This is a genomic window from Streptomyces sp. NPDC002265 (assembly GCF_040296125.1).
GTDB lineage: Bacteria > Actinomycetota > Actinomycetes > Streptomycetales > Streptomycetaceae > Streptomyces.
On sequence record NZ_JBEOWS010000111.1, the window covers coordinates 1 to 25,794 of the forward strand.

At 71.0% G+C, this 25,794-nt stretch carries 24 protein-coding genes and 5 pseudogenes; 18 read left to right on the forward strand and 11 right to left on the reverse strand.

The features are described 5' to 3' along the window. Nucleotides 1-417 precede the first annotated feature (417 nt). A complete protein-coding gene (locus tag ABT085_RS20555; RefSeq protein WP_351609577.1) occupies nt 418-831 on the forward strand; it encodes a hypothetical protein in 414 nt (137 codons plus the stop codon). Here ABT085_RS20555 and ABT085_RS20560 read toward each other — a convergent pair. Then, nucleotides 818-1,042 (reverse strand): annotated as a pseudogene (locus tag ABT085_RS20560) (IS5 family transposase); the annotation flags it as partial. The gene ABT085_RS20555 and the pseudogene ABT085_RS20560 overlap by 14 nt on opposite strands. A 136-nt stretch (nt 1,043-1,178) precedes the next feature. Between ABT085_RS20560 and ABT085_RS20565 the strand changes: the two are divergent. Both ABT085_RS20565 and ABT085_RS46725 read left to right on the forward strand, forming a co-directional pair. Beyond that, on the forward strand, nt 1,179-1,655 hold the full coding sequence (locus ABT085_RS20565; RefSeq protein WP_351609580.1) for a MarR family winged helix-turn-helix transcriptional regulator: 477 nt from the start codon (nt 1,179-1,181) through the stop codon (nt 1,653-1,655). A 383-nt stretch (nt 1,656-2,038) separates the two neighbouring features. Further along, nucleotides 2,039-2,374, forward strand: a pseudogene (locus ABT085_RS46725) (helix-turn-helix domain-containing protein); the annotation flags it as partial. Between the two features lie 136 nt (nt 2,375-2,510). Here ABT085_RS46725 and ABT085_RS20575 read toward each other — a convergent pair. After that, a complete protein-coding gene (locus ABT085_RS20575; RefSeq protein ID WP_351609585.1) occupies nt 2,511-2,951 on the reverse strand; it encodes an Lrp/AsnC family transcriptional regulator in 441 nt (146 codons plus the stop codon). 124 nt (nt 2,952-3,075) lie between these two features. On the opposite strand from ABT085_RS20575, the gene ABT085_RS20580 reads away from it, so the two are divergent. Continuing rightward, nucleotides 3,076-3,999, forward strand: coding sequence for an SMP-30/gluconolactonase/LRE family protein (locus ABT085_RS20580; protein WP_351609587.1), 924 nt, complete (start codon nt 3,076-3,078; stop codon nt 3,997-3,999). 247 nt (nt 4,000-4,246) lie between these two features. Continuing rightward, a pseudogene (locus ABT085_RS20585) lies at nt 4,247-5,071 on the forward strand (IS5 family transposase). A 70-nt stretch (nt 5,072-5,141) separates the two neighbouring features. On the opposite strand, the gene ABT085_RS20590 reads toward ABT085_RS20585, so the two are convergent. Both ABT085_RS20590 and ABT085_RS20595 read right to left on the reverse strand, forming a co-directional pair. Then, nucleotides 5,142-5,471 (reverse strand): hypothetical protein, encoded by a 330-nt coding sequence (locus ABT085_RS20590; RefSeq protein ID WP_351609590.1) that lies wholly within the window; start codon nt 5,469-5,471, stop codon nt 5,142-5,144. 163 nt (nt 5,472-5,634) lie between these two features. Next, nucleotides 5,635-6,816, reverse strand: a complete 1,182-nt coding sequence (locus ABT085_RS20595) for a serine hydrolase domain-containing protein (protein WP_351609593.1) — start codon at nt 6,814-6,816, stop codon at nt 5,635-5,637. Nucleotides 6,817-7,388: 572 nt separating this feature from the next. Here ABT085_RS20595 and ABT085_RS20600 point away from each other — a divergent pair. From ABT085_RS20600 to ABT085_RS20650, 11 genes and pseudogenes are all read left to right on the forward strand, one after another. Next, entirely contained in the window at nt 7,389-8,357 is a 969-nt protein-coding gene (locus ABT085_RS20600) for a pirin family protein (protein WP_351609596.1), read from the forward strand. Between the two features lie 758 nt (nt 8,358-9,115). Then, nucleotides 9,116-9,916 (forward strand): aquaporin, encoded by an 801-nt coding sequence (locus ABT085_RS20605; RefSeq protein ID WP_351609599.1) that lies wholly within the window; start codon nt 9,116-9,118, stop codon nt 9,914-9,916. A gap of 222 nt (nt 9,917-10,138) precedes the next feature. Next, nucleotides 10,139-11,395 (forward strand): YbfB/YjiJ family MFS transporter, encoded by a 1,257-nt coding sequence (locus ABT085_RS20610; protein WP_351609602.1) that lies wholly within the window; start codon nt 10,139-10,141, stop codon nt 11,393-11,395. Between the two features lie 28 nt (nt 11,396-11,423). Next, nucleotides 11,424-11,846: a universal stress protein gene (locus ABT085_RS20615; protein ID WP_351609610.1), complete on the forward strand. Its 423-nt coding sequence runs from the start codon at nt 11,424-11,426 to the stop codon at nt 11,844-11,846. A 126-nt stretch (nt 11,847-11,972) separates the two neighbouring features. Beyond that, nucleotides 11,973-12,419 (forward strand): annotated as a pseudogene (locus ABT085_RS20620) (OsmC family protein); the annotation flags it as partial. Then, nucleotides 12,326-13,048 (forward strand): histidine phosphatase family protein, encoded by a 723-nt coding sequence (locus ABT085_RS20625; RefSeq protein ID WP_351609613.1) that lies wholly within the window; start codon nt 12,326-12,328, stop codon nt 13,046-13,048. The pseudogene ABT085_RS20620 and the gene ABT085_RS20625, both read left to right, overlap by 94 nt. 44 nt (nt 13,049-13,092) lie before the next feature. Next, nucleotides 13,093-14,085 (forward strand): alpha/beta hydrolase, encoded by a 993-nt coding sequence (locus ABT085_RS20630; RefSeq protein ID WP_351609615.1) that lies wholly within the window; start codon nt 13,093-13,095, stop codon nt 14,083-14,085. Beyond that, a complete protein-coding gene (locus ABT085_RS20635) occupies nt 14,085-14,945 on the forward strand; it encodes a patatin-like phospholipase family protein (RefSeq protein ID WP_351609617.1) in 861 nt (286 codons plus the stop codon). The genes ABT085_RS20630 and ABT085_RS20635 overlap by 1 nt, the downstream gene beginning before the upstream one ends. 163 nt (nt 14,946-15,108) lie before the next feature. Beyond that, entirely contained in the window at nt 15,109-15,525 is a 417-nt protein-coding gene (locus ABT085_RS20640; protein ID WP_351609620.1) for an aquaporin, read from the forward strand. Further along, nucleotides 15,522-15,824 carry an aquaporin gene (locus tag ABT085_RS20645; protein ID WP_351609623.1) on the forward strand — a complete coding sequence of 101 codons (303 nt, stop codon included), beginning with the start codon at nt 15,522-15,524 and terminating at the stop codon, nt 15,822-15,824. Before ABT085_RS20640 ends, ABT085_RS20645 begins: the two co-directional genes overlap by 4 nt. Nucleotides 15,825-16,226: 402 nt before the next feature. Then, nucleotides 16,227-16,688, forward strand: coding sequence for an ATP-binding protein (locus tag ABT085_RS20650; protein WP_351609626.1), 462 nt, complete (start codon nt 16,227-16,229; stop codon nt 16,686-16,688). 329 nt (nt 16,689-17,017) lie between these two features. Here ABT085_RS20650 and ABT085_RS20655 read toward each other — a convergent pair whose 3' ends face one another. The 7 genes and pseudogenes from ABT085_RS20655 to ABT085_RS20685 all read right to left on the reverse strand — a co-directional run bounded on the left by ABT085_RS20655 (nt 17,018) and on the right by ABT085_RS20685 (nt 22,772). Further along, on the reverse strand, nt 17,018-17,479 hold the full coding sequence (locus ABT085_RS20655) for an STAS domain-containing protein (protein WP_351609628.1): 462 nt from the start codon (nt 17,477-17,479) through the stop codon (nt 17,018-17,020). A gap of 195 nt (nt 17,480-17,674) precedes the next feature. Beyond that, nucleotides 17,675-18,336: pseudogene (locus tag ABT085_RS20660) on the reverse strand (response regulator). Next, nucleotides 18,336-19,523, reverse strand: coding sequence for a sensor histidine kinase (locus ABT085_RS20665; protein ID WP_351609630.1), 1,188 nt, complete (start codon nt 19,521-19,523; stop codon nt 18,336-18,338). The pseudogene ABT085_RS20660 and the gene ABT085_RS20665 overlap by 1 nt, the downstream one beginning before the upstream one ends. A 234-nt stretch (nt 19,524-19,757) precedes the next feature. Then, on the reverse strand, nt 19,758-20,492 hold the full coding sequence (locus ABT085_RS20670) for a GlxA family transcriptional regulator (protein WP_351609633.1): 735 nt from the start codon (nt 20,490-20,492) through the stop codon (nt 19,758-19,760). Beyond that, on the reverse strand, nt 20,389-20,772 hold the full coding sequence (locus ABT085_RS20675) for a DJ-1/PfpI family protein (protein WP_351609635.1): 384 nt from the start codon (nt 20,770-20,772) through the stop codon (nt 20,389-20,391). The genes ABT085_RS20670 and ABT085_RS20675 overlap by 104 nt, the downstream gene beginning before the upstream one ends. A 119-nt stretch (nt 20,773-20,891) precedes the next feature. Further along, entirely contained in the window at nt 20,892-21,929 is a 1,038-nt protein-coding gene (locus ABT085_RS20680) for a GlxA family transcriptional regulator (protein ID WP_351609638.1), read from the reverse strand. 237 nt (nt 21,930-22,166) lie between these two features. Then, entirely contained in the window at nt 22,167-22,772 is a 606-nt protein-coding gene (locus ABT085_RS20685) for a winged helix-turn-helix transcriptional regulator (RefSeq protein ID WP_351609641.1), read from the reverse strand. 222 nt (nt 22,773-22,994) lie between these two features. Here ABT085_RS20685 and ABT085_RS20690 point away from each other — a divergent pair, with 222 nt between their 5' ends. Both ABT085_RS20690 and ABT085_RS20695 read left to right on the forward strand, forming a co-directional pair. Beyond that, nucleotides 22,995-24,227 carry a serine hydrolase domain-containing protein gene (locus ABT085_RS20690; RefSeq protein ID WP_351609643.1) on the forward strand — a complete coding sequence of 411 codons (1,233 nt, stop codon included), beginning with the start codon at nt 22,995-22,997 and terminating at the stop codon, nt 24,225-24,227. A 361-nt stretch (nt 24,228-24,588) separates the two neighbouring features. Beyond that, the gene (locus ABT085_RS20695) at nt 24,589-25,782 is read left to right on the forward strand and encodes a serine hydrolase domain-containing protein (RefSeq protein ID WP_351609646.1); all 1,194 of its coding nucleotides are present in this window, start codon (nt 24,589-24,591) and stop codon (nt 25,780-25,782) included. Nucleotides 25,783-25,794 lie beyond the last annotated feature (12 nt).

Genomic DNA, 25,794 nt, shown 5'->3' on the forward strand with positions numbered 1-25,794 from the left:
ACCGTGCCCGGCGCCGCCCCGGCCCCCCCCCCCCGGGGGCCCCCCCCCCCGGCACCTGGACACCTGCCCGCCGCCGCGCGCGCCGGCCTGGGGGGATGCCTCCGGGCCGGAACAGCATGCGCCCCGAGGCGCACAGGAATCCCAAGCTGCCGGCGATTTCGAAGCATGAGAGCCCCCGCCCGCGTGTACTGGCCGGCTTCGGCACGGCCGGTACGGTGAGCGGCTCTGCGGAGCACGACACGGTGGGCACGGAAGCGCTCCTCCCGCCGAGGTCGCTCCCGTCCGGGTTCGCCGGGTTATTACTTGCCTCCCCCAAAACAGGAGCATATGCTCATATCTATGGGCCGGCAGCGTTTGCAGCCGATCAGGCCCACCCGCGATCCGGCCCGCGGCCGGACCTTCGAAGGAGCGCAAGACGTGCCGAACGCAGAAGACGACGACTCCACTCGCCAGGGCCTGAGCTACTACCCGTGGTGGCTGGACAGCCTGGCCGACGACGTCACCCTCGAAGGCGGGGCGATGAACGGCACCGCGCGCGGCGCGGAAGCGGTGCGCGCGGTCGTGGTGAAGGCCCGGGAACTGTACGAGTTCCAGGACTTCAGCTACGCCGGCGACTTCGGCGACAGCGGCTTCCTGGAGATCTACGAGTCATCGATCCAGGGCGAACCCCTGAAGGTTGTCGTCACGGTCACCCGGAACGCCGCGGGGCAGGCCCAGAACCTCGCGGTGCTCCACCGGCCGCGCAGCTCGCTGCTGCTCTTCTCTCGCCTGATGCACGAGAAGTTCGCAGGCACCCCACTCGCCGAGCACTTCCTCGCCGACGAATCCTGAACACAATGATCAGCCGGCCCAGGGTTCTCTCGACGGTCCACCGTCTCGACAGGACGGCAAATCCTCTGGCGGCGGGGTCACGGCGGACGAAGTGCATGTCGACGCCGAGCGTCACGTCGTGTTCGAAGAGGTGCTGGCGACAGCCACCGCCGACCCAGGTCTTGCGGACAGTGGGATGCTCGGCAGCCACCTCCTCGATGAGGCCATCACCGAGGGTCACGCAAGGGTGACATCGCCCGGACGCAGAGGCGTGTCCGCATGTTCGCCCCGAGTCCGGCGAGCGCCACCCGCACAGCCGGCGCCGGGAGCCGCCTCGCCCTTCACATCTAGGAGTACATGCTCGTATCATGGATGTGCAAGCTCTGGAGGAAACGATGACCACGACCCCGGCCGACCTCGACCCGTGCAACAACCTGGCCCTGCGCAGGGCGTCCCGGTACCTCGGCGCGACCTACGACAAGGCCCTGGCCTCGGTCGGTCTTCGCGGGACGCAGTTCAGCATCCTGCAGAAGCTCAGTGTCCACGGCGAGATGACGATCACCAGCCTTGCCGACGTGATCGCCATGGATCGCACGACGCTGGCCTCGAACCTCAAGCCGCTCGCGCGCGAGGGCCTGGTGACCGTCGAACCCTCGGCAACCGACCGCCGCGCACGGCTCGTCACGCTCACACCGGAGGGCCTGTCACGGCTGAAGGCCGCGATGCCCCTGTGGCGAGCCGTGCAGTCCCGGTTCGAGAAGAGCTTCGGCACCGATGAGGCGGCCCGCCTGCGCTCCTCCCTCGAAGCCGTCCTCCAGACCGGCTTCGACCCCTGGGCCGAATAGGTTCGGGGCGCCGGCGGCGCCCGGACGTCACCTGCGCGGACGGCGGTACCGCCAGTCCGACGCCGGGCCGGCCAGCGTCGCACCGACTCCGACGGTCGAGGACAGCAACAAACCCAGCATTACCTCGTGCACGAGTAAGGATGGCGAGCGCAGTCTGCCGCAAAGGTTTTATGGAAGCCGGACCCCGCCACCGACAACCCCGAAACCGCCCGCCGGCCCCGCCCTCGCCAGACCCCGCCGGCGCGCCGGCGGCCGGGAGTCCGCCCCGCCCCCTGCGCAGCCGGCAGGCCGCGAGCAGCCGTCGCAGCCGGGCACCCGGCACAGCTCCCCACGCCCACCCGCCCTCTCGACGCACCGGCTCGCAGAGACCAGCGCAGGAGCGGTTGCGGCTCCAGGCTGTGGAGCGCTTCGAGTGCGGGCAGAAGAACGTGGAGGTTGCCACCGCCTTGCGGATCAGCGTGCGGTCGGTCGAGCGGTGGCGCCGGGCCTGGCGCGAGGGCGGCGAGGCTGGGGTCCTGCCGAAAGGCCCGCCGGGAGGACCTCGGCTCAGTGAGATCCAGATCGCCGAGCTGGAAAGGGAGTTGGAGCGCGGCCCACTGGCACACGGTTGGGCGGACCATCGGTGGACACCGGCACGGATCAAAACGCTGATCGGCTGACTGTGCCACGTCTCCTACACGGTGGAGGGCACCTGGCAGCTGCTGAAGCAGTACGGCTGGCGAGGACGAAGCCGGACAGTCACTGGGCTCTGCCAAGATTTCCGTGAACGGGCAGATGTCTCAGCGCGCCGGTGACGCTCCGTCACCCGAGCCGCAGTACTCGCTCTTGCCGGCCTGACAGCGGTACATGGGTGCTTCAGACTTCCGTCGACACCGGCCTTTCGAAGAACGTCTCCAGGACCACCGTCGCCTGGGTGCCGCTGACGCCTTCGATCTCGTACAACCGCCGCAGTACGTCCTGGAGTTGTTCGGTCGTCCCGGTCCTGACCTTGACCAGGACCGATGCGCTGCCCGCGATGATGTGGGCCTCCTGCAGCTCGGGGATCGCCGCGAAGGACTCGCCGACGTCGCCCATCCATGCGGATGAGTCGACCATGACGAAGGCCAGCACGCCGCCGCCGACCGCGGCGGGGTCCACCTCGACCGTCGTACGGCGGATCACCCCCGACTCACGCAGCTTGCGCACTCGTTCGTGGGCCGCGCCCGCGGAGAGTCCGACGGCCTTGCCCAGGACGGCGTACGCCTGGGTGGCGTCCTCCTGCAGCAGGTTCAGCAGCTTCCGGTCCACATCGTCCATGACACCCTCCCCTAAACCAGTTCCATCCAATGCCTTGCATTGACCATACGTCATCCTGCAATACTCGGCTTGATCAGGATGCTGTTCGGCGCTTGAAACTCGGAACGACTGAAGGAGAACGGACATGGCCACCGGCCGCCCCGCGCTTTACGAAGTACTCGACGACAGGTTCCGTACGGAGAAGTGCACCGCGGGTGATCTGCAACTGGAGACGCTCCACGTGGGCTCCCGCTGGGCGGAGGGGCCGCTGTACATACCGGCCTGGCGCCAGCTGATCTGGAGCGACATCCCCAACGACCGGATGCTGCGCTGGGATGAAGCGACCGGAGCGGTCAGCCTCTTCCGCTCGCCCGCGGGGCACTCCAACGGCAACACCCTGGACCGCGAGGGCCGTCTGATCACCTGTGAGCAGGGCAATCGCCGGGTCACCCGCACCGAGCACGACGGCTCGCTCACCGTGCTCGCCGACCGCTACCGGGGCAAGCGGCTCAACAGCCCCAACGACGCAGCCGTGAAGTCCGACGGCTCGGTCTGGTTCTCGGACCCGGACTTCGGAATCACCAGCGACTACGAAGGCGTGCGCGGCGAGAGCGAGGTCGGCGCCAACAACGTCTACCGCATCGATCCCGCTACCGGCGAGGTGCAACTGGTCGCCGACTGCTTCGGCGCGCCCAACGGCCTGGTCTTCTCGGCCGACGAGAGCGAGCTGTACGTCTCCGACACCCGGGCAGGCTTCATCCGGGTCTTCGACGTGCGCGATGACGGCACGCTGTCCGAAGGCAAGATCTTCGCCGACGCGGGGGCCCGTAAGGAGGCCCGCTTCGACAACCTCCGCTTCGACGACCGGGGCCACCTCTGGGCCGCGGCCATGGACGACGGAGTGCACTGCTACGCCCCGGACGGAACCCTGCTCGGCCGCATCCTGGTGCCCAACACGGTCTCCAACATCCGCTTCGGCGGCCAGAGACGGAACCGCCTCTTCATCACGGCGAACGACACGCTCTACTCGCTGGTCATGGGGGTCACGGCGGCACCGATGTCGCTGTGAACCCCAAGCCGTCGAGCCGGTAGCCGAGATGCCCGTGCAGCTTTGCCGCCTGCTCGATGAGACACGCAGGAGGGCTTCGGTCGACGTCGTACGAGTCACGGAAAACGTCGGCCGGACAGGAGACCCCGGCGTTGTTCACGGCCACTGCCGAGCACACGCACGACGGGGCGAACCCGAGGACATCCGCGGCCAGCGGGAATCGCCCCGAAGCCAAGCGCCACACCCAGGCCGTCCTCGCACCGGCGACATGGACGAGGGGACCAGCCTGCCCGACGAAACAGCCGCAGATGACCTGTGGGAGCGGGTGGCTCCGCTGCTGCCGCCCGCTCCCGAACGGCGCCGTCGCCACCCGGGTCGACTTCGGGTTCCGGACCGAGTGGCCCTCGCGGGCGTCATGTACGTGCTGCGGACCGGTGTCGCCTGGCGCGATGTTCCGGCCGAGACCGTGGGCTGCTCCGGGGTGACGGCCTGGCGCCGGCTGCGAGACTGGACCGAGGCTGGCGTCTGGCCGCGTCTGCATGCCGCCCTGCCGGCCGAGCTACGCCGCGCTGACCTTCTGGGCCTGGACGACTGCGCCGTGGACGGGTCGCATGTCCGGGCACTGAAAGGAGGGCACGTCGGTCCCTCGCCCGTGGACCGTGCCCGTCCCGGCCCCAAACACCATCTGATCGTCGACCGCCACGGCACACCGCTTGCCGTCACGCTCACCGGCGGGAATCGACATGACGTCACCCAGTTGCTGCCGCTGCTGGACGCCGTCCCGGCGATTCGGGGCCTGCGAGGACACCCCCGCCGCAAGCCCCGGCGTCTGTATGCCGACAGGGGCTACGACTTCGACAGGTACCGTCATCTGTTGTGAAAGCGCGGCATCAAGCCGATGATCGCCCGACGTGGGGTCGCACACGGCTCCGGACCGGGAAAGGTGCGCTGGGTCGTCGAGCGCGCCTTTGCCCGGCTGCACCGGTTCAAGCGGCTCCGCATCCGCTACGAACGACGCGCGGATCTGCACCGGGGCCTGCTCGAACCGGCCTGCAGTCTCATATGCCTTCGCCGTCTCCGAACTGCCTTCTGAAAGACCGCTGACAGGCAACATGCCGGAGGCGGTGGTAGGCGGCAAAGTCGGTTCCTGCCTTTGAGGGGGCTCAACTCAGGAGAGGTCGCGAGTGATGTTCACCGAACCGCCCGTCCGACGCCTCCGTGAGCGTGAGAGTTCCATCCTCCTCCTCGAAGACTCTCACCAAGATCCCGCCGTCGTCCTCGCCGGGAAACACAAGGGAGAAGTGAGGGTCCATCTCCATGAGGAAGTCCCAGCCCTCGCGCCGGGTCGTGTCGAGGGCGTTGGAATGCCGGCCGGTTGCCCGCCACGCGCCGACCGTGTCGACAGTGACAGTGACGTCGATGTCGTACTTCTCAAGGAACGTCGCGTGATTGGCCCACCATTCGAGGCGGGCCTGACCCGCGAATCGATCCATGAGCACACTATGCACGGTGCTCAGGCCGGACGGGCGAGTCTGTGCGGCTGCCAGCCGCCCGCCGTGGGACAGAGCTGCATGGGGCAGACGGACAGACCCTCGCCTCAACCGGCGGCACCGCATACGCCTTCGCCGCCTCCGGATCTCATTCTGAAACCATCAGTTAACGCGACGTGGCGGGAGGACTCAGCAGCGTCGTCAGCGCCTTGTCCACGGCCGCCTTGATCTGCGCCGAGTCGATCATGGTGTTGAGGGAGAAGGTGACCTGGCGGCTGTGGTCGGCGGTGATGTAGCTGTAGGTGGTGTATCCCAGGGTTCCGCCGGTATGACCGTAAGCCGTGCCGTACGCCGGGTTGGTGACACGGTCGAGCCCGAGTCCGTAGGGCGGCTGACCCTGCAACGGCTTGACGTCCTGCATGGCGTGGAGCAGGGCCGGGGGCAGCAGCTTTCCGCCGATGAGTGCACTGAAGAAGCGGTTCAGGTCATGGGTGGTGGAGATCAGCGAACCAGCCGTCCACGCCGCCGACATGTTCTCCTCGGTGACATCGGTGAATGGGGAGCCCGGGCCGTTCATGCGTATGTAGCCGCGGGCGTGCGGGCCGGGAATCCGGACGGAGTTGTCCGGGAAGGACGTGTGGTGCATTCCGAGGGGTTTGATGAGCCGGTTGGTGATCTCCTGCTCGGCGCTCTTGCCGGTGACCTTCTCGATCAGCATGCCGAGCACGATGTAGTTGGTGTTGGAGTAGTGGCCGGAGGTGCCCGGAGCGAAGTAGGGGGCGTGCCGGAAGGCTTCGGCGAGCAGTTCCTTCGGCGTCCAGGTGCGGAACCGGGACGTGTACATCTGTTCCAGGCTGCCGCCCCAGAGGGAGTCGGTGTAGTTGAACAGTCCGCTGCGATGGCTGAGCAGCTGCCGGACGGTGATGTGCTGTCCGCCCGGCACCAGGCCGGGAAGGTAGTGCTCGATGGGTGCGTCCAGGCGCACCTTCTTCTCGGCCACGAGCTGCAGCACGGTAGTGGCGACGAACGTCTTGGTGTTGCTTCCGACGCGGAAGCGTCCGTCGGCGGCGGGAAGTTGGCGGTGGTGCAGGTCGCCTCTGCCGCTGGTGCCGGTCCATGTGCCGTGGGAGTCGTGTACCTCGGCGATGACGCCGGGCACGCCCGCGGTGACGAGGTCGTCCAGGGCCTTGTGCCACGCGGCGTGATCGGTCGCGCCGGGCCGGTGAGCGGCGGCACTGTGCGTGGTGGCGGCCGCGGGAGGGGCCGGGTCGGCGAAGGCGGGCACAGCCGCGGTGATGGCCAGGGCACCCGACAACACGGTGGTGGCGGCAAGCAGGGGAAGGCGCATGAAGAAGCCTCTCGCGTAGAGGGGTGGTCCGGTTCACGGTTCGCACGCGCCGCCGCGCCCGCCCCGGAGCCGGCGGAGACCGGCTGATCACCAGGTCTCCCGCCCGGACGGCGGACGCCACCAACGGGGAAGCGGCGCACCATCCAGCCTCGTTGGCAGGTGCCGTGGTCGCCTCGGCCGCGTGGCCGAGGTTGCGTCTCCCCCCAACGGATGAGCGCGCCGCGGTGGCGGTTCCTACGGCGCACCGGGTATCCGTCACTCGTGGGCTGGGATGTCGGCCGGGCCGTACCACGAGGTCCCGATGTGTGGCAGGTGTGACCGCTTCGGGCAGCGACCGTGCTGGGTCCGCGAGCTAGATTCGGCGGTACACCGTTCTGGGGCGATACCGGCCGATAGGGCCGGCTCCGTGGGTCGGGGGCGGACGTATCGACGACTGCCCGACCTCGGCCGCCCCTGAGACGCCGCCCGCCTGCCGGGGTTCTCCTCGTCAGAGGCAGGCAAGGCAAATACCCCCTCCTAGCGGGACGTCGTCGCACTGGACGTCGTCAGCACCGTACGTACGAAGGACCGTTATGCCAGCCGTGACCGTCGAGGATCTCCTGGTCCTCCCCCGCCTGCCGCGCCCTGACGCGACCGCCACCGACCGCCCTGTCCGCCACGTGGTCACCGCACCCCAGCAGCGGGAGGGGGCCGGCTTTCTGGTGCGCCGCCCGTTCCCGAGTGCCGCTTTGACCGATGCGGACCCGTTCTTGCTGCTCGACCACGTCGGTGAGACCGTCTATCAGCCGCATGAGGCCAAGGGCGCCCCCTGGCACCCGCACCGCGGGTTCGAAACGGTCACCTACGTCATCGACGGCACGGTGGTGCACCACGATTCCAACGGTGGCGGAGGCGTGATATCGGACGGGGACACGCAATGGATGACCGCAGGGTCGGGGATCCTGCACGACGAGGTCCCCAGCGAGGAGGTCCTGGCCAAGGGCGGCCTCGGCCACGGCATCCAGCTGTGGGTGAACCTGCCCCGCACCCACAAGTGGGCGCAGCCGCGCTACCAGGACGTCCGGGCGGACAAGCTGCGGCTGCTCACCTCCGATGACGGCGGGGCGCTGGTACGCCTGATCGCCGGTGGGCTTGGCGGCTACCAGGGACCGGGCGTGACCTACACCCCGATCGTCTATGCGCACGCGAGTCTGCTTCCCCAGGCGCAGTTGCGGACCGGGTGGGATCCGCGGTTCAGCGCGATGGTCTACGTCCTGCAGGGAGCGGGGAGCGTGGGCGCCGACAGGCGCCCCGTCGGGGAGGGGCAACTGGCGGTGTTCGGTGGCGGCGATGTCCTGACCGTCCAGGCGGGGGCCCATCAGCGTGGCCGCACCGGCCGCTTCGAGGTGCTGCTGCTGGGCGGCGTGCCGCTGCAGGAGCCGATCGCCCGCTATGGCCCGTTCGTGATGAACACCGAGGCGGAGATCCGGCAGGCCCTCGAGGACTACCAGCGGGGCAGGATGGGGCACATTCCCGCAGCCCACCTGGAGGGAACAACATGAGGGTGCCGCAGGGCCGGTGAGCTCGCCCCCGTACCGGGCAGGGGCGGGCGACGGCGTGCACGGGCCAAGGGTCCGGTGCGGGCGCTGTCGTTCGTCGCGGGCGCGGCGGCGCCCGCTGAGGTGAGGGAACAGGCGGGCAGCGCTGGGGATGTTGCCGCTGTCAGCGGGAGCGGACTTGCCATCCGCCCGGGCCTAAAAGCCCGGGATTCCCGCCTGCTCCCACACAAGCCGTGTGGGTCGCTTCGAGTGGGTTCCAGCTTCGCTGCGCTGTGCGGGCAGGGGTGCCCGTCTTACCTGCGCTCCACAGGCTGACACCGCCAGTCCGGCGGCCTTGGCGACGTTGACCGGCATGGTGCCGCTCCTTCTTTCCCGGGCCGGCGTGCCGCAGGCCCCTTGGGGTGTGCGGTGAGCCTGGAGGGCGGCGCTGCAGCCGGATTGCACTGCGCGGCCCGGGAAGGGTGGGGCGCCGGCCGTGCAAGAGCGGTGCAAGGCGCCGCGCCGGTGCGGGTGGCCCGTCTTTGTCCCGGGCGGCCGTGGCCTGATCCGTGGGCGACGTGGCCGTGCCCGCGGGCATGCCGCCGGCCGGGACGCGGGTTGTCCTCGTACAACCGCCCTTCCCGGGCGGCCCGGTGTCCTCGTGGAAGCGGGCCGGCGCGGGGCTGTGAACGGGGCGCGGAGATTGACCGGCGGGTGGGCACGTGCCCAGGCCGGGTGTCCCGTCGGTACGCGTGTGATCACGCGGTGATCAGGAGGATGTTGTGCAAAAGCAGAGCCGGCGCAGCCTGGGCCGGCACAACTGGGGTGCGTGGCTGAGCGAGTTCGCCGCGACCGCGATCCTGCTGCTGGTGATGGTCACCCTGTTCCGGCACCTGTTCGGCGCCGGGGGTGTCCTGGCACGCGTACTTCCCTCGCAGGAGGGCCGGCTGGTTGCGGACGCCATGGTCAGCGGGACCACCGTCGGCCTGCTGATCATCTCGCCGTTCGGGCGGCGTTCGGGCGGCCACATGAACCCGGCCGTCTCGCTGGCGTCTTGGCTGATGGGTGCCCTGCCCGGGCGGGATGCGGCAGCCTATGCCGCAGCCCAACTCGCCGGTTCGGTCACGGGGGTGGCGGTGGGCCGGTTGGTGTGGGGTGCACAGACGGCCCAGCCCGCGGTCGGCTACGCCGTCATCCGGGCCTCCGACCGCATCCCTTGGCCAGCGGTGTTCGCCTCCGAGGCGGCGGCGACCGCCGTGATGCTCGCCGCGGTGACCTTCGTGGCGGCCCGACCCCGCCTGGCCTCCACGCTGCCGGCGGTCGCCGGGTCGGTGATCGCCGCGCTGATCCTGCTGGTCGGCCGATGGATGGGCGGAAGTTTCAACCCGGCCCGGCAGTTCGGGCCGGAGCTGTTCTCCCACGACCTGGCGTGGCTGTGGGTGTACCTGATCGCCCCGCTGGTGGGTGGTGGGCTCTTCGGCCTGGTGCGCAGGCGCCTGCCGCACGCGCCCCTGCTGCCCGTCTCACCGCCACCAGCCCCCGGCGGCGGCGTGCCCGCGGTGAGCGGCTCGACGGCCCGATGACTGCCCGTCGCGCGCGGACTGGGCGGATGGCCCGATCCGTCGCGCGCGGGCTTGAGCAATGGCCCGATCTGTGGGCAGCACGGCCCGCGGGCTGGACATGGCCGCCCCCGCAGCACGGGTTGAAGGTCCGTGAAGGCGCTGATCAAGCGCCGTGATCCTGACATCCGGATCGTTCGAGAAAGGCACTGTGATGATCGACTCGACTGCCTGGGAGCGTGTGCGATGACCGCCTCACCGTCTCTGGCCGCCAAGCATCGGCCGGAGTTCCTGGTTGCGCTGGCGTTGGCGGCGGGCCCGGTGGTGGCACTGGGCTTCACCCGGTTCGCCTACGCGCTGCTGCTGCCGGCCATGCGCGAGAAGCTGCACTGGAGCTACGCGGCGGCCGGCGGGATGAACACCGCCAACGCGCTGGGCTACATCATCGGAGCCGCCACCGCCGCCTGGTGGTCGCGCCGCTTCGGTTCCGGGAAGGCGTTCGTGTGGGGCATCGTCATCAGTGCGCTCGCGCTGCTCGCCTCCGGGGCGACCGACAACTTCGCCGGCCTGACCGTGCTGCGATTCATCGGCGGCCTGAGCACCGCGGTGACCTTCGTGGTCGGTTCGGCGCTCGCCTCCCGCGTCCACAGCGGCGGCCAACAGGCCCGCTCAGCCTCGCTGGTCGGGATGTACATGGCCGGTGTCGGCATCGGCGTGGTGCTCTCCGGCGTGGTCGTCCCCGCGGCCCTCACCGCCTGGGGCGTGTCCGGCTGGCAGGCCGGGTGGCTGCTGATGGGTCTGCTCGCCCTCCTCGCCATCGGACCGGCCGCCTGGGCCGCACGCCAGGTACCCGAGCAGGCCACCGGCGGCGCCGCCCACGGCGGCCGCGCCGGCCTCAAGCCGCTGACGCCCCTGTTCATCTGGTACGTGCTGTTCGGCGCCGGCTACGTGTCCTACATGACCTTCGTCATCGCCCTGCTGCACAGCCAGGGCATGAAGGTCTGGGGCACCGGCACCTTCTTCATCGTGCTGGGCGTGGCCTCCGCGGCGGCGACGCTGCTGGTGTGGGGCCGGCTGATCGGCCGGCTGCGCGGCGGCACGGCCCCCGCGCTGGTCTCGGCCGTCGTGCTGATCGGAGTGCTGCCCGTACTGCTGTGGCACGGGATGGGCGCCGCGATCGCCTCGGCGATCATCTTCGGCGGGACGTTCATGGCCGGACCCACCGCCGTGACCGTCCTGGCCCGCCGGATGCTGCCCGCACACGCCTGGACCCTGGGCATCGCCCTGCTGACGGTCGCCTTCAGCGTCGGCCAGGCCGTCGGCCCCCTGGTCTCCGGCCTGCTGTCCGACTCCTCCGGAGGCATCGCCAAGGGCCTGTGGCTGTCCGTCGTACTGCTGGCCGTCTCCGCCGCCGTCGCCCTCCTCCAGCGCGAGCGGACCGCAGAGCACCACCACCAGGACGCGCCGGCCACCGCCCCCGCCCCGAGCGCCGTCCAGCGCTGAGTCCACCCCCTTCAAGGAGCAAAACCCCATGTTTCACCACATCCTGGTCGCCGTCGACGACAGCCCGGCCTCGCACAGCGCGATCCGCACCACCGCCGAACTGGCCCTCCTGAGCGGCGCGCAGGTCCGTGTGCTGCACATCGACACCTCCGAGGTGGTGTACGACACCGTCGTCGGCCTGGAGGACGACGCAGCCGCCCACCGGGTCCTGGACTCGGCCGTCGCAACCCTGCGGCAGGCCGGCATCCAGGCCGACGGCAAACTGCTGGACGGGCTGGTGTCCGATGTGGCGCAGGCCGTGCGGGAGGCCGCCGAGGACTTCGACGCCGACCTGATCGTCGTCGGCCCGCACCACCGCAGTCGCCTCGCCAGCTGGTTCTCCCCCAGCGTCAGCATCGCTCTCGCCCACGACAGCCGCACCGCCGTGCTCCTGGCTCCCGGGCAGGACTGAAATGTCCCACCGCACGGTACACATCACCGAACAGGCAGGCCCGGCCCGCCTCATCACGGTCGGACCCCACCCTCCGATCGCCGACGGACCCGCCCCCGCCGGCAACGACACCGGGCCCGACCCACCGAGCTGCTGCTCGCAGCGTCGGGCGCCTGCACCTCGATAATCATGAGGATGTACACCGGCCGCCACGCCTGGCCCCTGCGCGGCGTGCAGGTCCGGTTGCGACTGGAGCAGGACGGCGAGTCGGCCATCGTCCAAAAGATCTGTCTGGACGACGACCAGCGGCGCAGGCCCGTGGCCGTGGCCGACCGCTGTCCCGTCCACCGGCTGCTGAGCGCCCCGCCGCCCCTGACCATGGTGCAGGTCGAGCAGCCGGTCGCGGCATACGAACACCGGCCCCTGACAAGCAAGGCGGCCCCGGGCGCAGCCGGCCCTCCCGCCGGCACACCGGGGCCGCAGGAAAGGCATGGTGGCAGATGCCCCAGCAGCAGATCATTCTCGTCCGGCACGCGGAAACGGCCTGGAACCGCTCCCGCCGCTACTACACCGGGCACGACGATCCCGACCTGACCGCCGCGGGCAAGCGCGAGGCAGGCTTGCTCCGGCCGCATCTCGAGGCCTACCAGGACGCCCACGTGCTGTGCAGTCCGGCGCTGCGGGCCCGCCGCACCGCGGCTCTGGCGGGCCTGAGCGCGGACATCGACCCCGACCTGCAGGAGTGGAGCTACCAGCTGCCCGACGGACACACCATGGACGAGCGCTGCGGGAGCGGGCCGTGCCACCACGACATCTGGGACAGCGCCCTGCACACGACGGCGTGCGCGGGCGAATGCCTGCCGGGGGTGACCGCCCGGGCGGATCGGGTGCTCGAGCACGCCCGCCGGCTCCTGGCCGGCGGCAGACCCGTCGTCCTCGTCTCGCACGGCAACCTCATCCGGCTGATGACCGCCCGCTGGCTCGGCCTTCCCGCCGCGGCCGGGGCACACCTGGCGCTGCGCACCGCCTCCCTCGGGCGGCTGGCCCACTACGACGGGCGGCCCAGCCTGCTGGGCTGGAACTTCAGCCCGTCCTTCGACGACCGTCTGCTCGCCCGCCCCCCGGCAGCCACCGCCGACCCCCCGGTGCCGCCGACGCAGCGCATCCCACCCACGCCAGCGCCGCCGCAGCAGGCCCCCGACGCCACGATGCACCGCCCCTGACGCCCCTGCGCCCCTGCGCCCCTGTGCCCGTCATGGAGGAACCGATGGACCCCCACCCGCCCGTACACCTGGATCCGTATGCCACGCGTTTCCTGGCGCGGCTGGCCGCGGCCGATGCGCCGCCGTTGGAAAGCCAGTCGCCTCCCACGGCCCGGGCCGGCGCCCTGGCGGGCCAGCGCGCCGCCCAGGCGGTACTCAAGCCCGTCCACATCCACGAGCAGCACCTGCCCATCGGGCCCCGTGGCACGGTTCTGGTGCGGATCGTACGGCCCAAGGGCTCCTCGGGCGTGCTGCCGGCGGTGATGTATGTCCACGGCGGCGGCTGGGTGCTGGGCGACCGCTTCTCCTACGACCGCACCACCCGCGACCTGGCCCATGCCAGCGGCGTGGCCGTGGTGTTCGTGGAGTACACCCGCTCGCCGGAGGCCCGCTATCCAGTCGCACTCGAAGAGGTGTACACGGCCACCGCCTGGATCGCCGAGCACGGGCAGCAGCTGGGCCTGGACGGGTCCCGGCTGGCGGTCGCCGGGGACAGCGCGGGCGCCAACCTGGCCACCGCCGCCACCCTGCTGGCCAAGCGCCGAGGCGGCCCCCACCTGCTGCAGCAGGTGCTGCTCTACCCGGCGCTGGACGCCGGCTTCGACACCCCGTCCCACGAGCAGTTCGCGGACGGCTTCTTCCTCACCCGCACGCAGATGCGGTGGTTTTGGGACCACTACGCGCCCGACCACTCGGTGCGCACCGAACCTACCGCCGCACCACTGCGGGCCACCACAGCCGAGCTGGCCGGGCTGCCGCCGGCCCTGGTGATCACGGCCGAGGCGGACGTGCTGCGCGACGAGGGCGAGGCCTACGCCCGCAAACTCACACAGGCAGGTGTCCCCGTGGTCGCGGCCCGCTACCTGGGGGCGATCCATTCCTTCACCGCACAGGACGCACTGGCGGCCTCTCCCCTCACCCAGGCGGCGATCGACCAGGCCGGACAGACGCTACGGCAGGCACTTGCCGCACCCCGCCCCGAGGCGGGAGGCCGCTGATGTCCACGGCCCTGGTACTCGGCGGAGGCGGCGTGACGGGAATCGCCTGGGAGCTGGGCGTGCTCCAGGCGCTGCAGGAGGCGGGGGCGGACCTTGCAGGCGCCGACCTGGTGGTCGGCACGTCGGCCGGATCGGTCGTGGCGGTCCAGGCCACCAGCGGCATCGGCCTTCACTACCTCCTCGCCGACCAGCTGGCGCCCGCCGCCACCTCACAGGAAGTGAAGGCCGACTTCGACCCGCAGGGCACCGCGGCCGCCCTCACCCGGCTAATCGAGGGCGCCCGCGACGGGCGGGAGATCAGGGCCCGGATCGGTGCCATGGCCCTCGCAGCGCCCACCGTCTCGGAAGCCGAGCGGATGCGGACCATCCAAGGCCGGCTGCCCGTCGACACCTGGCCCGCACGCCGGCTGCTCATCACCGCGGTCGACGCACACACAGGCGATCTTGCCGTGTGGGACCGTACCTCGGGCGTCCCGCTGGCATCCGCCGTGGCAGCCAGCTGCGCCGTGCCCGGCACATGGCCGCCCGCCACCGTCGCCCGACGCCGCTACGTCGACGGCAGCGTCCGCTCCGCGACCAACGCCGACCTCGCCCTGGGCCACGACGTGGTGGTCGTCCTCGCGCCCGACACCGGCCCCGGCCTCAACCCCGCATCCGCCGGGCTCGCCGGCGAGGTGCCACTGCTGCAAACGCACAGCCAGGTCCTGGTCATCACACCCGACGACGCCGCACTGAAGGCGATCGGCCCCAATCCGCTGGACCCCGCCCGGCGGCCCGCCTCCGCCCGCCAAGGACGGCGCCAGGGACAGGCGCTGACCAGCACCGTGCGCACGATCTGGCCTGCTGCCGCCGCCCGATAACCGCACGCCATGACCGGCCGGTCCTCTCCCCCGCCCGTGCGGCCGCCCTGCGACGTACCCGTCGAAAGGTACTCCGGGAAGAAGCCACCGGCTCCGCCGCCGCGCCTTCGCACCGCCGCCCTCTGTACGAACGGGCTTGCCGACGCGGCCTGGGAGTGAGTTCGTGCTGACGACCCTCCTGCTCCACTGCGTGATCACCGCCGCCCGCCGGCTGACATCACCGGACTCGCCACTCGCCGTAAACAGCACCCGCGCGGCCACAGCCATCGGAGGGACGGTGGTCGGCATCGTCCTCGTGGTGCTGATCACCTCCCCGCCAAGACGCTGCTCCGGCGCCCGCACGAACCCCACGATCAGCATCGCGCTGTGGCTGATGGGCGCCTTCCCCAGGCACTACGTGCCCGCCTGCGCCGTCGCGCAACTGGCGGGCTCGGTGGCGGGCACCGCGCTGGGGCGGCTGTGCCGGGGGCGGCGGTCTCCCGGCCCCCGTTGCACCATGCCGCCGTGCACTCCGGCCCGGCGTGGAGCACCACCGCGCCGGTGTTCGCAGAGGCCGGCTGCCTCACGCTCGTGGTCGTGAGGCCGGGTTCTTCCTGGCCCACCCCACCATCAGCCGCCGTCGGCACGGTGACGGCCCTGCTCGTCACCGCGCCGGGGCGACTGAGCGGAGGCTCGGCGAACCCGGCACGCCAGCTGGGTCCCGCGCTGCTGTCCGGCGGCACCCAGCTGCTGTGGGTGTATCCGGCCGCCCCGCTGATCGGCGCGTCGCCCGGGGCCCCGGTCCACTGCCTCTTCCAACGCCGCCTGGGCGCCCCCCACCCACCGTGCACCTACCGGCTGTGCGGGAGCGATGACACCCTGAGAGACCGGGCCCGATAAGCGCGTGGGGCGCGTACGCGCGGTCGTTGCGCCAGGTCCCCCGCACCACTGCGGGGACCGCAACACGATCGAACCGTTGTGCCGGGTCGGGACCCTATCCGGCCCGGCCTGCGACCTGCGCTTGCCCCGTGCGCCGACCAGGGACTTGGACGTCAGCACCCTTCCGGGCCCGCTGATCAGAATGCGTCGGCCGAGCTCGGCAGCAGCCCCTCTCGCCTCACCCCGACGAAGCCAGGGCCGAAAACGTGGGATCCAGGTCCGACGGCACGGCCATGCCCCCGCGGGCGCACCCGGTTGTCTCCCGTGTACCGACGGATCCTCCGCCGCACAGGCCCCTCGGAGGTCGCCGTGCTGTCCCGTCCGCGCCATCCGCACCCTGCGGCTCACCAGACCGTACTGACCGTGGACGCCGTACGCCGGATGACGCTGCCTGTGACCGGTCCTGTTCGGACAGCTGTGGTGGCGCTGCCCGCCGAACCCGCCAGCGTGAGCGTCGCCCGTCACTGGGCCGCCGGCCTGCTCACCCGGTGGGGAGTGAGTGCGGACGACCTCGATGCGGCCCAACTGGTCATCAGTGAACTGGCCGCCAACACCGTCCGCTACGGCCATGCGGAGATGACCATCCGCCTCCTCCAGCAGGCCAACCGGCTGCACCTGTGTGTGACGGACTCCGGAGCCCCTGTGACGGCCCATCGGCCTGTCATCCCACAGGAGGTGGCCGAGCGCGGCCGCGGCCTGGCCATCGTCGAGGCACTGACCGAAACGACCGAGGTGACCCGCGAGCCGGACGGATGGCGCGTGGGCGCGGTCCTGCGCCTGGCGACGGCCGGGAAGCCGGCGCCGCCATGCGCCGCCGTGGCGTAACCCGGTCCAAGCGCCGCAGGCGGGTGCCGGCCGCGGTCGGTCAAGGGACCTTGGGGCCGTCGATGAACCGGCGGTTGTCGTCGTACACGTACGCATTGGCCGTGCACCCCTTGAGCCCCTTGATCTGCTGCGTCATCACCGGGGCCGGCAGGCCGGGGCCCGGACAGGACACCGGGAGCAGAGGGCACGCTCTTGGCACTCCGGCGGCATCGGCCATCCGAGCGGCATCGGCCATCCGACCTGGTGAGAGGTGTCGTGCACCGTGCTGTGGCGCTGATGGCGGGTACGGCCGGTCCGGGCAGTGCCCTACAACCGCCCGGCCTGGGCAGTCATCGCCGGCTGTGGTGCCGTACCGGCCCTGCCGGGGCGTTGGCGGCGCCGTCACCTGCACCACCGGTGTCGCCCTGGCCGGCTGCCGTGCAGTCAAGGAGCCGGTGGGTGTGCCGGGTCAGGGTCAGCACCTGGTGCAGCGCGGTGCTCGCCGGTTGGATGCGCAGCCACTGGCCGCGTCGCCTGCTGAGCGTGTGGGCCTGGATGAGGGGGCGCAGACCGGCCGCGTCGATGAAGGTGAGGTCGGCCGCATCAAGGGTCACGCCGTGGCTGCGGTCGAGGCTGAGGCAGAAGTCGAGGGCGCTGTCGACTGCGGGGCTGGTGGCGATGTCCAGTTCGCCGCTCAGGCGGACGAGCATGCTGCAGCCGGGCCCCATGAGGAGGGTGATGCGCAAGGAGGACGGGCACGGCCAGGAGATCGTCGGGCCGGGGGCAGGACGGTCGAGCGTGCTCGTGGTCATCACGTGTTGTTTCCCCAAGGGATCTCTGGCCGTCTGTCCAACGCGGCGCTCGCTGCCGGTGGCGGGGACGGGCCGTTGCCTGCATCCAGCCTGCGCCCCACCGCGTGTGCGGGCATCGGCCGAGGTGGCGATCGTGGAGGTCCTTCGTGGGGATGACGGGGGCGGCCGCCTCCTCCCCTGTGCTGTGGCTGTGCCCTAGGGGCGGATGGAGGGCAGGGCGAGTCCCGTGTCGTAGGCGAGGATGAGGGCCTGGACGCGGTCGCGCAGGTGGTACTTGTCGAGGATGTGGGCGACGTGGGTCTTCACGGTGGCTTCGCTGACGAAGAGTTGGGCGGCGATCTCGGCGTTGGACAGGCCGCGGGTCAGTGCCCTCAGCACGTCCACTTCCCGTTCCGTGAGGGCGAGGCTCGGCGGGGCGGGCACCGGTTCGGGGAGTGCGGCGAACCGTTCGAGGAGTCGGCGGGTCACCCGCGGTGAGATGACCGCCTCTCCTGGGGCGACCGTGCGGATCGCTCCGGCGCGGGAGTCGGCCGGGCCGTCTTTGACCAGGAGGCCGCCGGCTCCGGCGCGCAGGGCGTCCAGGACGTGTTCGTCCAGGTCGAAGGCGGTCAGGATGATCACCCGGGTTTCCGGCCGGGTCTCAAGGATGCGACGGGTCGCCTCCACTCCGTCCAGCCGGGGCATGCGGATGTCCATGAGGACGACGTCCGGTTGCAGGCTGCGGGTGTCCTCGATGCCGGCCGGGCCGTCGCCGGATTCACCGCCACGGTCAGATCGGGTTCGGCTTCGAGGACGAGGCGGAGCCCGGTGCGGATCATGGGCTGGTCGTCGACGAGCAGGATGCGGGTGGCGGCCATCAGGAATAGGCCGTTTCGTTGTCGGACGGGGTCAGGGGCAACTCGGCGCGGACGAGGAAGCCGCCGTGTTCGAGGGGGCCGGTGCGGAGGGTGCCGCCGGCGGCGGCGACGCGTTCGTGCATGCCCACCAGGCCGTGTCCGCCGCCGGGCGGCACGGGCCGGGTGGTGGCGGGCGTGAGCGGGCCGTCGTCGCGCACCGTGAGGGTCAGGCCGTGTGGCTGCCAGTCGAAGGTGACGGCGGCGTGGGTGTGCCCGGCGTGTTTGAGCGTGTTGGTCAGCGCTTCCTGCACGACCCGGTAGGCGGTGAGTTCGGTTCCGGCCGGCAGGGGGTGGGCCGTGCCCAGGTGGGTGGACTCCACACTGAGTCCGGCTTCGCGTAGGGAGTCCAGCAACGGAGGGATGTCGGCCAGGGCCGGCTGCGGTGAGCGTGCGGCGACCGCCTCGTCTTCCTCGGTGCGCAGCAGTTCCAACAGGCGCCGCAGCTCGGCGACGGTGGCACGGCCGGTCGCTTCGATGGCGGCGTGCAACTCCCGGGTCTTGGCGGGGTCCGTGGCCTGGACGCGGTCGGCGGCGATGGCCTGCACGATCATCAGGCTCACGTGGTGGGCCACGATGTCGTGCAGTTCGCGGGCGATCCTGGCGCGCTCCTCCACCACGGCGGTGCGGGCCAGTGCGACCTGCTCGCGCTTGAGGGCGGCGGCATGCTCGAGCGCTTCGGCCGCTATGGCGCGGCGGGCTCTGACCAGGCATCCCAACGCCCACGCGGCGACGACGAGGATGTCCACGGTGAGGGCGGAGCCGATGCTGTTGGCGGGGGCGATCAAAATTTCGGTGCTGCCGGCCGCCAGGGCCGTCACCGCCAGCAGCTGGTAGGTGGGGCAGCGTCCGTAGCGGACGGTGGTGAGGAAGACCGCCGCCCCGACGGCCAGTAGCACCGTGCCGATGGTGGCACCCCCGCCGGCCACCGGGGCGGGGATGGAGTGGCGGGCCTGGAGCGCGGCCGCTGCCGCGCCGACGGCCCACAGTGCGGCGCCCGGCCACCGGCGGTGCACCGCGAAGGGGGCTCCCACCATCAGGGCCAGGGCGATGCCCACCCCGTCCAGGCCGCGTCCGGTCGGATGCGCGGGATCGACGGCCTCCGTGAGGGCGGCCACCGCCAGCAACGGGGCGAGCAGGAAATCCACCACGGCGGGCGGTACCCGGCGCCGGGCCAGGGCATCGAGGTGTCCCTGCCCGCGCGCCTCATAGGCAAAAGTGAAACGTCTGCTGATGACAGCTCCTAAAACGGTTTATCGCGTTACGGACTCGGCAACGTGCAAGAACTGCGACGGATTTCCGAATCCGGCGCGAAAAGGAAAACGTGGCCCGTTCAGCGGGAAGTACGGCCGAATATGTGGCCGGAATGAAAGAAAAAGGGCCGGTCAGTGCGCCCCGGCCGAAACCGGCTGGGCGGTGAGCGTGGTCCTGAACCGCGCCCGGTAGGCGCCGGGGGTGATGCCGCGGTCCCGCTGGAATGCGCGGCGCAGGGTCTCCTCGGAGCCGAAACCCGAACGGCGGGCCACGACGTCCAGCGGGTCGGTGCCGGACTCGAGCAGCCCTTGTGCGGCCTCGAGGCGGATCTGCTCCACAAAGCGGGTCACGGTCACCCCGGCCTCGGCGCGAAAGAGCCGGGTGAGCTGGCGCACGCTCACGCCGACCCGCCCCGCCACGGCCTGCAGGCTGTGATCGGCGGCCGGGTCCGCGGTGACGTCGTCCAGCACCTGCCGCACCACCTGGTGGCGGGGCTGCCGGGCGACCTGGCGGACGCTGAACTGGGACTGGCCGCCCGGCCGGGCCATGAAGACCACGAGATACTTCGCCGCGGCACGCGCCACCTTCGGGCCGAAGTCCTCCTCCACCAACGACAGGGCCAGATCGATGCCGGAGGTGACGCCTGCGGAGCTGATGACCTTCCCGTCGCGCACGAAGATGGAGTCGGCATCGACGTGGACGTACGGGAAGTACTCGGCCAGTTCGTGGGCCAGGCACCAGTGGGTGGCCGCCCGGCGCCCGTCAAGCAGCCCGGTGGCCGCGAGCGGGAACGCGCCCGCGCACACCGAGGCCACCCGGCGGGAGAACCCGGCCAGGCGGCTGATCCCGGCGATGAGGGGGGGCATCCGACACCGCCCGGCGCCAGTCGGAGCGGCCGGGGACGATCAGGGTGTCGATGGTGCCGGTGAACTCCTCCAGGGCCGCATCCGCCGCCAGCCGCGCACCTGCCGTGGTCGTTACCTCCCGCCCCCCGCAGGAGGCGGTCAGCAACCGGTAGCAGGCGCCCTGGTCGTTGGCGGTGGCGAACACCTCCAGCGGCCCGGTCACATCCAGCAACTGGACGCAGTCGAAGAGCACCATCACCACGAGGTGCGGCCGCCGGCGCGGCCCGCTCCTGCCGTCCATGGGGAAATCCTCCCCCTGCCGCCTCAACCAGCACAAGACGGTATAAGTCCCGTGGCGGGCGTGGTGCCGGGTACCGCGGGTGCCGTCCCCTCGCCGAAGGGTGCGCCATCGGAGGGCCGTCAGCCGGCGGCGGGCTGGGAGGAGGTCATGGGACAGTCCGGCTGCGTGCTGCGAAAGCGTGCGCGGTAGGCGCCGGGGGAAACACCCAGCTCGCGCTGGAAGACACGGCGCAGCGTCTCCGCCGATCCCAGTCCGCTGCGGCGGGCGACCATGTCCAAGGGGTCGGTGCCCGATTCCAGCATGCTCTGCGCCGCTTCCAGGCGGATCTGCTCGACGAACCGGGCGGCCGTGGTGCCGGTCTCCTGACGGATCAGCCGGGTCAGGTGGCGCACACTCACTCCCGCCCGCGCCGCCAGCACGGGCAGCTTGTGGTCCGCCTGGGGAGCGGCCGTCACCGCGTCCAGCACCGTCCGCACGCCGGCGCTGCGGCAATACCGTGCGCGCAGCCGGACACTGAACTGGGACTGGCCGCCCGGCCGGGCCATGAAGACCACCAGGTCCTTCGCCGCGCCACGCGCCACCTCCGGGCCCAGATCCTCCTCCACCAACGACAGGGTCAAGTCGATGCCCGCCGTGACGCCCGCCGAGGTGATGATCCGTCCGTCACGGATGAACAGCGCATCACGGTCCACGTGCACCGACGGGAAGCGGGCGGCCAGCTGGTCGGCCTGCCGCCAGTGGGTGGCCACACGGCACCCGTCGAGCAGACCCGCGGCCGCCAGCGGGAAGGCCCCCGCGCACAGCGAGGCGACCCGACCGGCCGAGCGGGCCAGCCGCGTCAACTCCCCGATCAGCCCGTGGTCTTCCACGGGAACGTGCCAGTCGGGGCTGCCGGGAACCATGAGCGTGCCGATCCGCCCGGACCACTCCTCAAGCACCCCGTCGGCGGCAAACCGCAACCCGGACGTGGTCCGCACCTCCTTGCCGCCGGGAGACAGGGCGACAACCCGGTAGCGGCCCCCGTGGTCATTGGCGGCCGCCAGGACGTCCATCGGCCCGGTGACGTCCAGCGCCTGCACCCCGTCGTAGAGGACCATCACGACAGGATGGGTGCGTAGGCGTCTGTCCGCGCCGGCCGGGCCGTTCGAGGTGATCATGACTGCAAGGGTCGAGCCAGGTCTCACGGCGGGGCAAGGACCGATATCCCTCATATCCGGCCATCGCCCGCGAGAGGGCCGAAACGATGGGAATCCCCGGCCGGGCAAGCTCTGGGCGTACTGCGGCCGGCCGCGGACGGTGGGGGGACAACCGCACGGCCACGACCGACCCCGCACATCCGCAACCGTCGTCGTCGGGATCGCAGTCCCCCGGCGCTGCTGCGCGAAGCGCCGCGGTCACAGCAGCCCGGCTCGGGCGGCGTACCAGCCCAGCTGCATGCGGGTGGTGCAGCCGGCCAGGGACATCAGGCGGCGGATACGCCGGTGGACCGTGCGGACGCTGAGCCCCAGTCGGGAAGCCAGGGCCTTGTCGGGCAGGCCGGCCAGTATGAGCGCGAGGAGTTCGAGGTCCTCGCGACTGAAGGTGGCCTGCGCGTCGCTGTCCGGCTCGGCCCGCTCGTGCCGCTGCAGGGGCACCGAGCGGTCCCACACCTGCTCGAACAGGGCGGCCAGGGCGTCCACGATCCCCCGCGTGCGGATCAGGAGGCAGCCGGCGTCCGGCTTCTGATCCGCGCTCACCGGGATCAGGGCAAGGCGGCGGTCGGCGATGACGAACTTGCTGGGCAGGACGGTTGCGGCGCGGGCCTGTTCGCCGGCATCGAGGTAGCAGCGCAGGTGTTCACTCGCGCCGGGCTGGGCCAGCACGGCCCGCTCGTACACCGCTCGGTAGCGCACACCCCGGCCGAACATCTCCAGCTCCGTGTCGTTGCTCTCCAGTGCCAGGGCAAAGGGCAGCCGGGCGAAGCTGAGCACCTCCCGGCGGGCCGTGCGCTGCAGGCGCACGAAACACTCCCGGATCTCTCCCGGGCCGCGGACGAGCTCTGCCGGCAGGGCACCGCCGTGCGCCTGCCGGTCCTCGCCCGACAGACGCAGTACTACCCAGTCCTCCCCCGCACGACGGAGCCCTCGGGTGGTCCGTGGGACGGACGTCTTTCACCCCGGCGGCATCGAGGCTGGTGGTACACCGATCCACCGTGCGCCGCACCTCTTCCTCCTGGAGCCCCCATGACCCGTGACACCGCCATTCCTCCGCGCCCGACACGCCGGCGCGGCAGGTGGATCGCTGCCCTCCTGGTCGCCGCGAGCGCGGCCGGAGCCGTCCTTGCCCCCAGCGCCACGGCCTTCGCCGCCGGCCACGGCACGGCCGCCTCCCCCGCCTCGGTCCGCCACACGGCACCGGCCCGCCCCTGGGCCGCCGAGCGCGCCGCCCGGCAGGCCGTGCGCCAGCTGACCGAGGCACATCTGCCCGGGGCGATCGCTCTCGTCCGGGACCACGGCCGCACCGTGACCGCCGCGGCCGGCTACGCCGATGTGGCCACCAAGCGGCCCATGACCAGCACCGACCATCTGCGGATCGGCAGCAACACCAAGGTGTTCACCGCCACCGTGGTGCTGCAGCTGGTGGCCGAGCACCGGCTGAGCCTGGACGACACCGTGCAGCGGCTGTTGCCTGGCGTCATCCACGGCGGCGACCACGTCACCGTGCGCCAGCTGCTCAACCACACCAGCGGCCTCTACCCCTTCGATCGGGACCCGGCCTCCATGGCCCCCTACCTGCGAGGGGACGCCGGATACTACTGGTCGCCGCGTCAGCTGGTGGCCCTGGCCAACACCCACACGCCGCTGTTCGCGCCCGGCACGAAGTTCTCCTACTCCAACACCAACTACTTCCTGCTCGGCCTGATCATCGAAAAGGTCACCCACCACTCCTACGAGCAGGAACTCAACCGCCGCATCATCACCCCTCTCAAACTGCGTGACACCAGGCTCCCCCTCCGCACCCTGAAGATCCAAAACCCGGCCGTGCACAGCTACCTGCTGGACAAGGCAGGCCATGCGTCCCAGGACATCACCTTCGGCATCAGCCCCTCCACCACCTGGGCGGCAGGCGCACTGACCTCGACCGTCAACGACTTGGCCCGCTTCGATGAGGCCCTGCTCACCGGCAAGCTCCTGCCGAAGGCGCAGCTGGCCGAGATGACGAAAGCCGGGCCCTTCACCATCGATCCGGCCGATCCCACCAAGGGCTACGGGCTGGGCCTGGAAAAGCTGACGCTGTGCGGCGTCAGCATGTGGGGCCACACCGGGACCGTCCTGGGCACCCAGACCAATGCCTTCACCAGCGCCGACGGCACCCGCCAGCTCATACTGGCCACCAACGCCGACCCGGACACCTGGACCGCCGACCAGACCTCCGCCTGGCTCACCGCCGCACGCACCACCCTCTGCGTCCGATAAGACGCACGGCTCGCAGAGCAGGATCGGCCCGTTCCGGCAGACGGTTGCGCGGCGGCCAGCCTGTTGCCCCAGCCCCAGCCCCAGCCCCAGCCCCAGCCCCAAAGACGATGCACCCCAGGTGCCCCGGCCTGCATCGGACCGGGGCACCTCGCCGTGAAGGACGTACCCGGGCGGCCGGGGATGAGAGCGGCGCTGTCTCCGCCCTGCGGCGGACAGCAAAAGCCGCCCGTAAGGCAGAGGAAAAGCCCGCCAGGCAAAACCACGATGGAAAGCGAAGCGGACGGACCGCAAGGGGCCCGCCCGCACGTGGAAAGGGCGCAGCATGCCTGACAGTTCATCGACCAGCGAGAGCACTCGGCCCATGACCCGACGTCGCACGCTCGCCGTGATCGGGGCGGCGCTGGCCGCCGGCACGGTGATGGCGACCGGTGCCGGGGCCCAGGCCTTCGCCGGCGATGCGTCCCCGGCGCACAGGACCGTCTCGAGACAGCCGGCGATGCGGACGCTGACGCCGCAGGTCCGCGCCCAGCTCGACCGTGCCGTCCAGAACGTTCTGAAGACCACGCACACGCCCGGGGTGACGGTGGGCCTGTGGGCGCCCGGCAAGGGCAGTTACGTCAAGGCTTTCGGCACCGCCGACACGGCGACCAACGCGCCGATGTCCCCCGACTTCAACATGCGCATCGGCAGCGTCACCAAGACCTTCACGGTCACCGCGCTGCTGCGTCTGGTCGACCAGGGACAGGTAAGCCTGGACGATCCGATCTCCAAGTACGTGCACGCCGTCCCCAACGGCCACCACATCACGCTGCGTCACCTCGCGGAAATGCGCAGCGGCCTGTTCAACGCCCTGAACGACGAGGGCTTCGCCAAGGCCTTTCTGGCCGACACCAGCCGCACGTTCACCGATGAGGAACTGCTGGCCTACGCCTTCAAGCACCCGGTCGCCTTCCCCGCGGGCAGCCAGTACCAGTACAGCAACACCAACACCATCCTGCTGTCGATGGTGGTGGAGAAGGTGACCGGGCAGCCCTTCGACCGCTACCTGACCCAACATGTGCTCAAACCGGCCCACCTGAAACACACCTTCGTGCCAAAGGGCGCCGAGTTCCCCGCCCCCCACGCCCACGGGTACACCGACCAGGCGTCGGACGACGGCTCGACCACGGACGCGACGAACTGGGCCCCGCCGGGCGCCGCGTCCGGGGTGATGATCTCGAACCTGCACGATCTGCGGTCCTGGGCGTCCGCCCTTGCCGAGGGAAAGCTGCTGTCCAGGGCGACCCAGGCCGAACGGCTGACAATGCTGCCGACGGGCCGGGAGGGCGTGAGCTACGGCCTGGGCATCTCCGACGTCAACGGGTGGATCGGGCACAACGGGTCGCTGCCCGGCTACCAGACGGTGATGGTCTATCTGCCCGAGGCCAAGGCCACGCTCGTGGTGCACACCACCAGCGACGTCGATGTCGAGGGCAAGTCGCTGAGCACGAAGTTCGCCAAGGCGGTCACCGGCATCGTGACCCCGAAGAACGTCTATGACATCCCCACCTCCTAAGGACCTGCACCC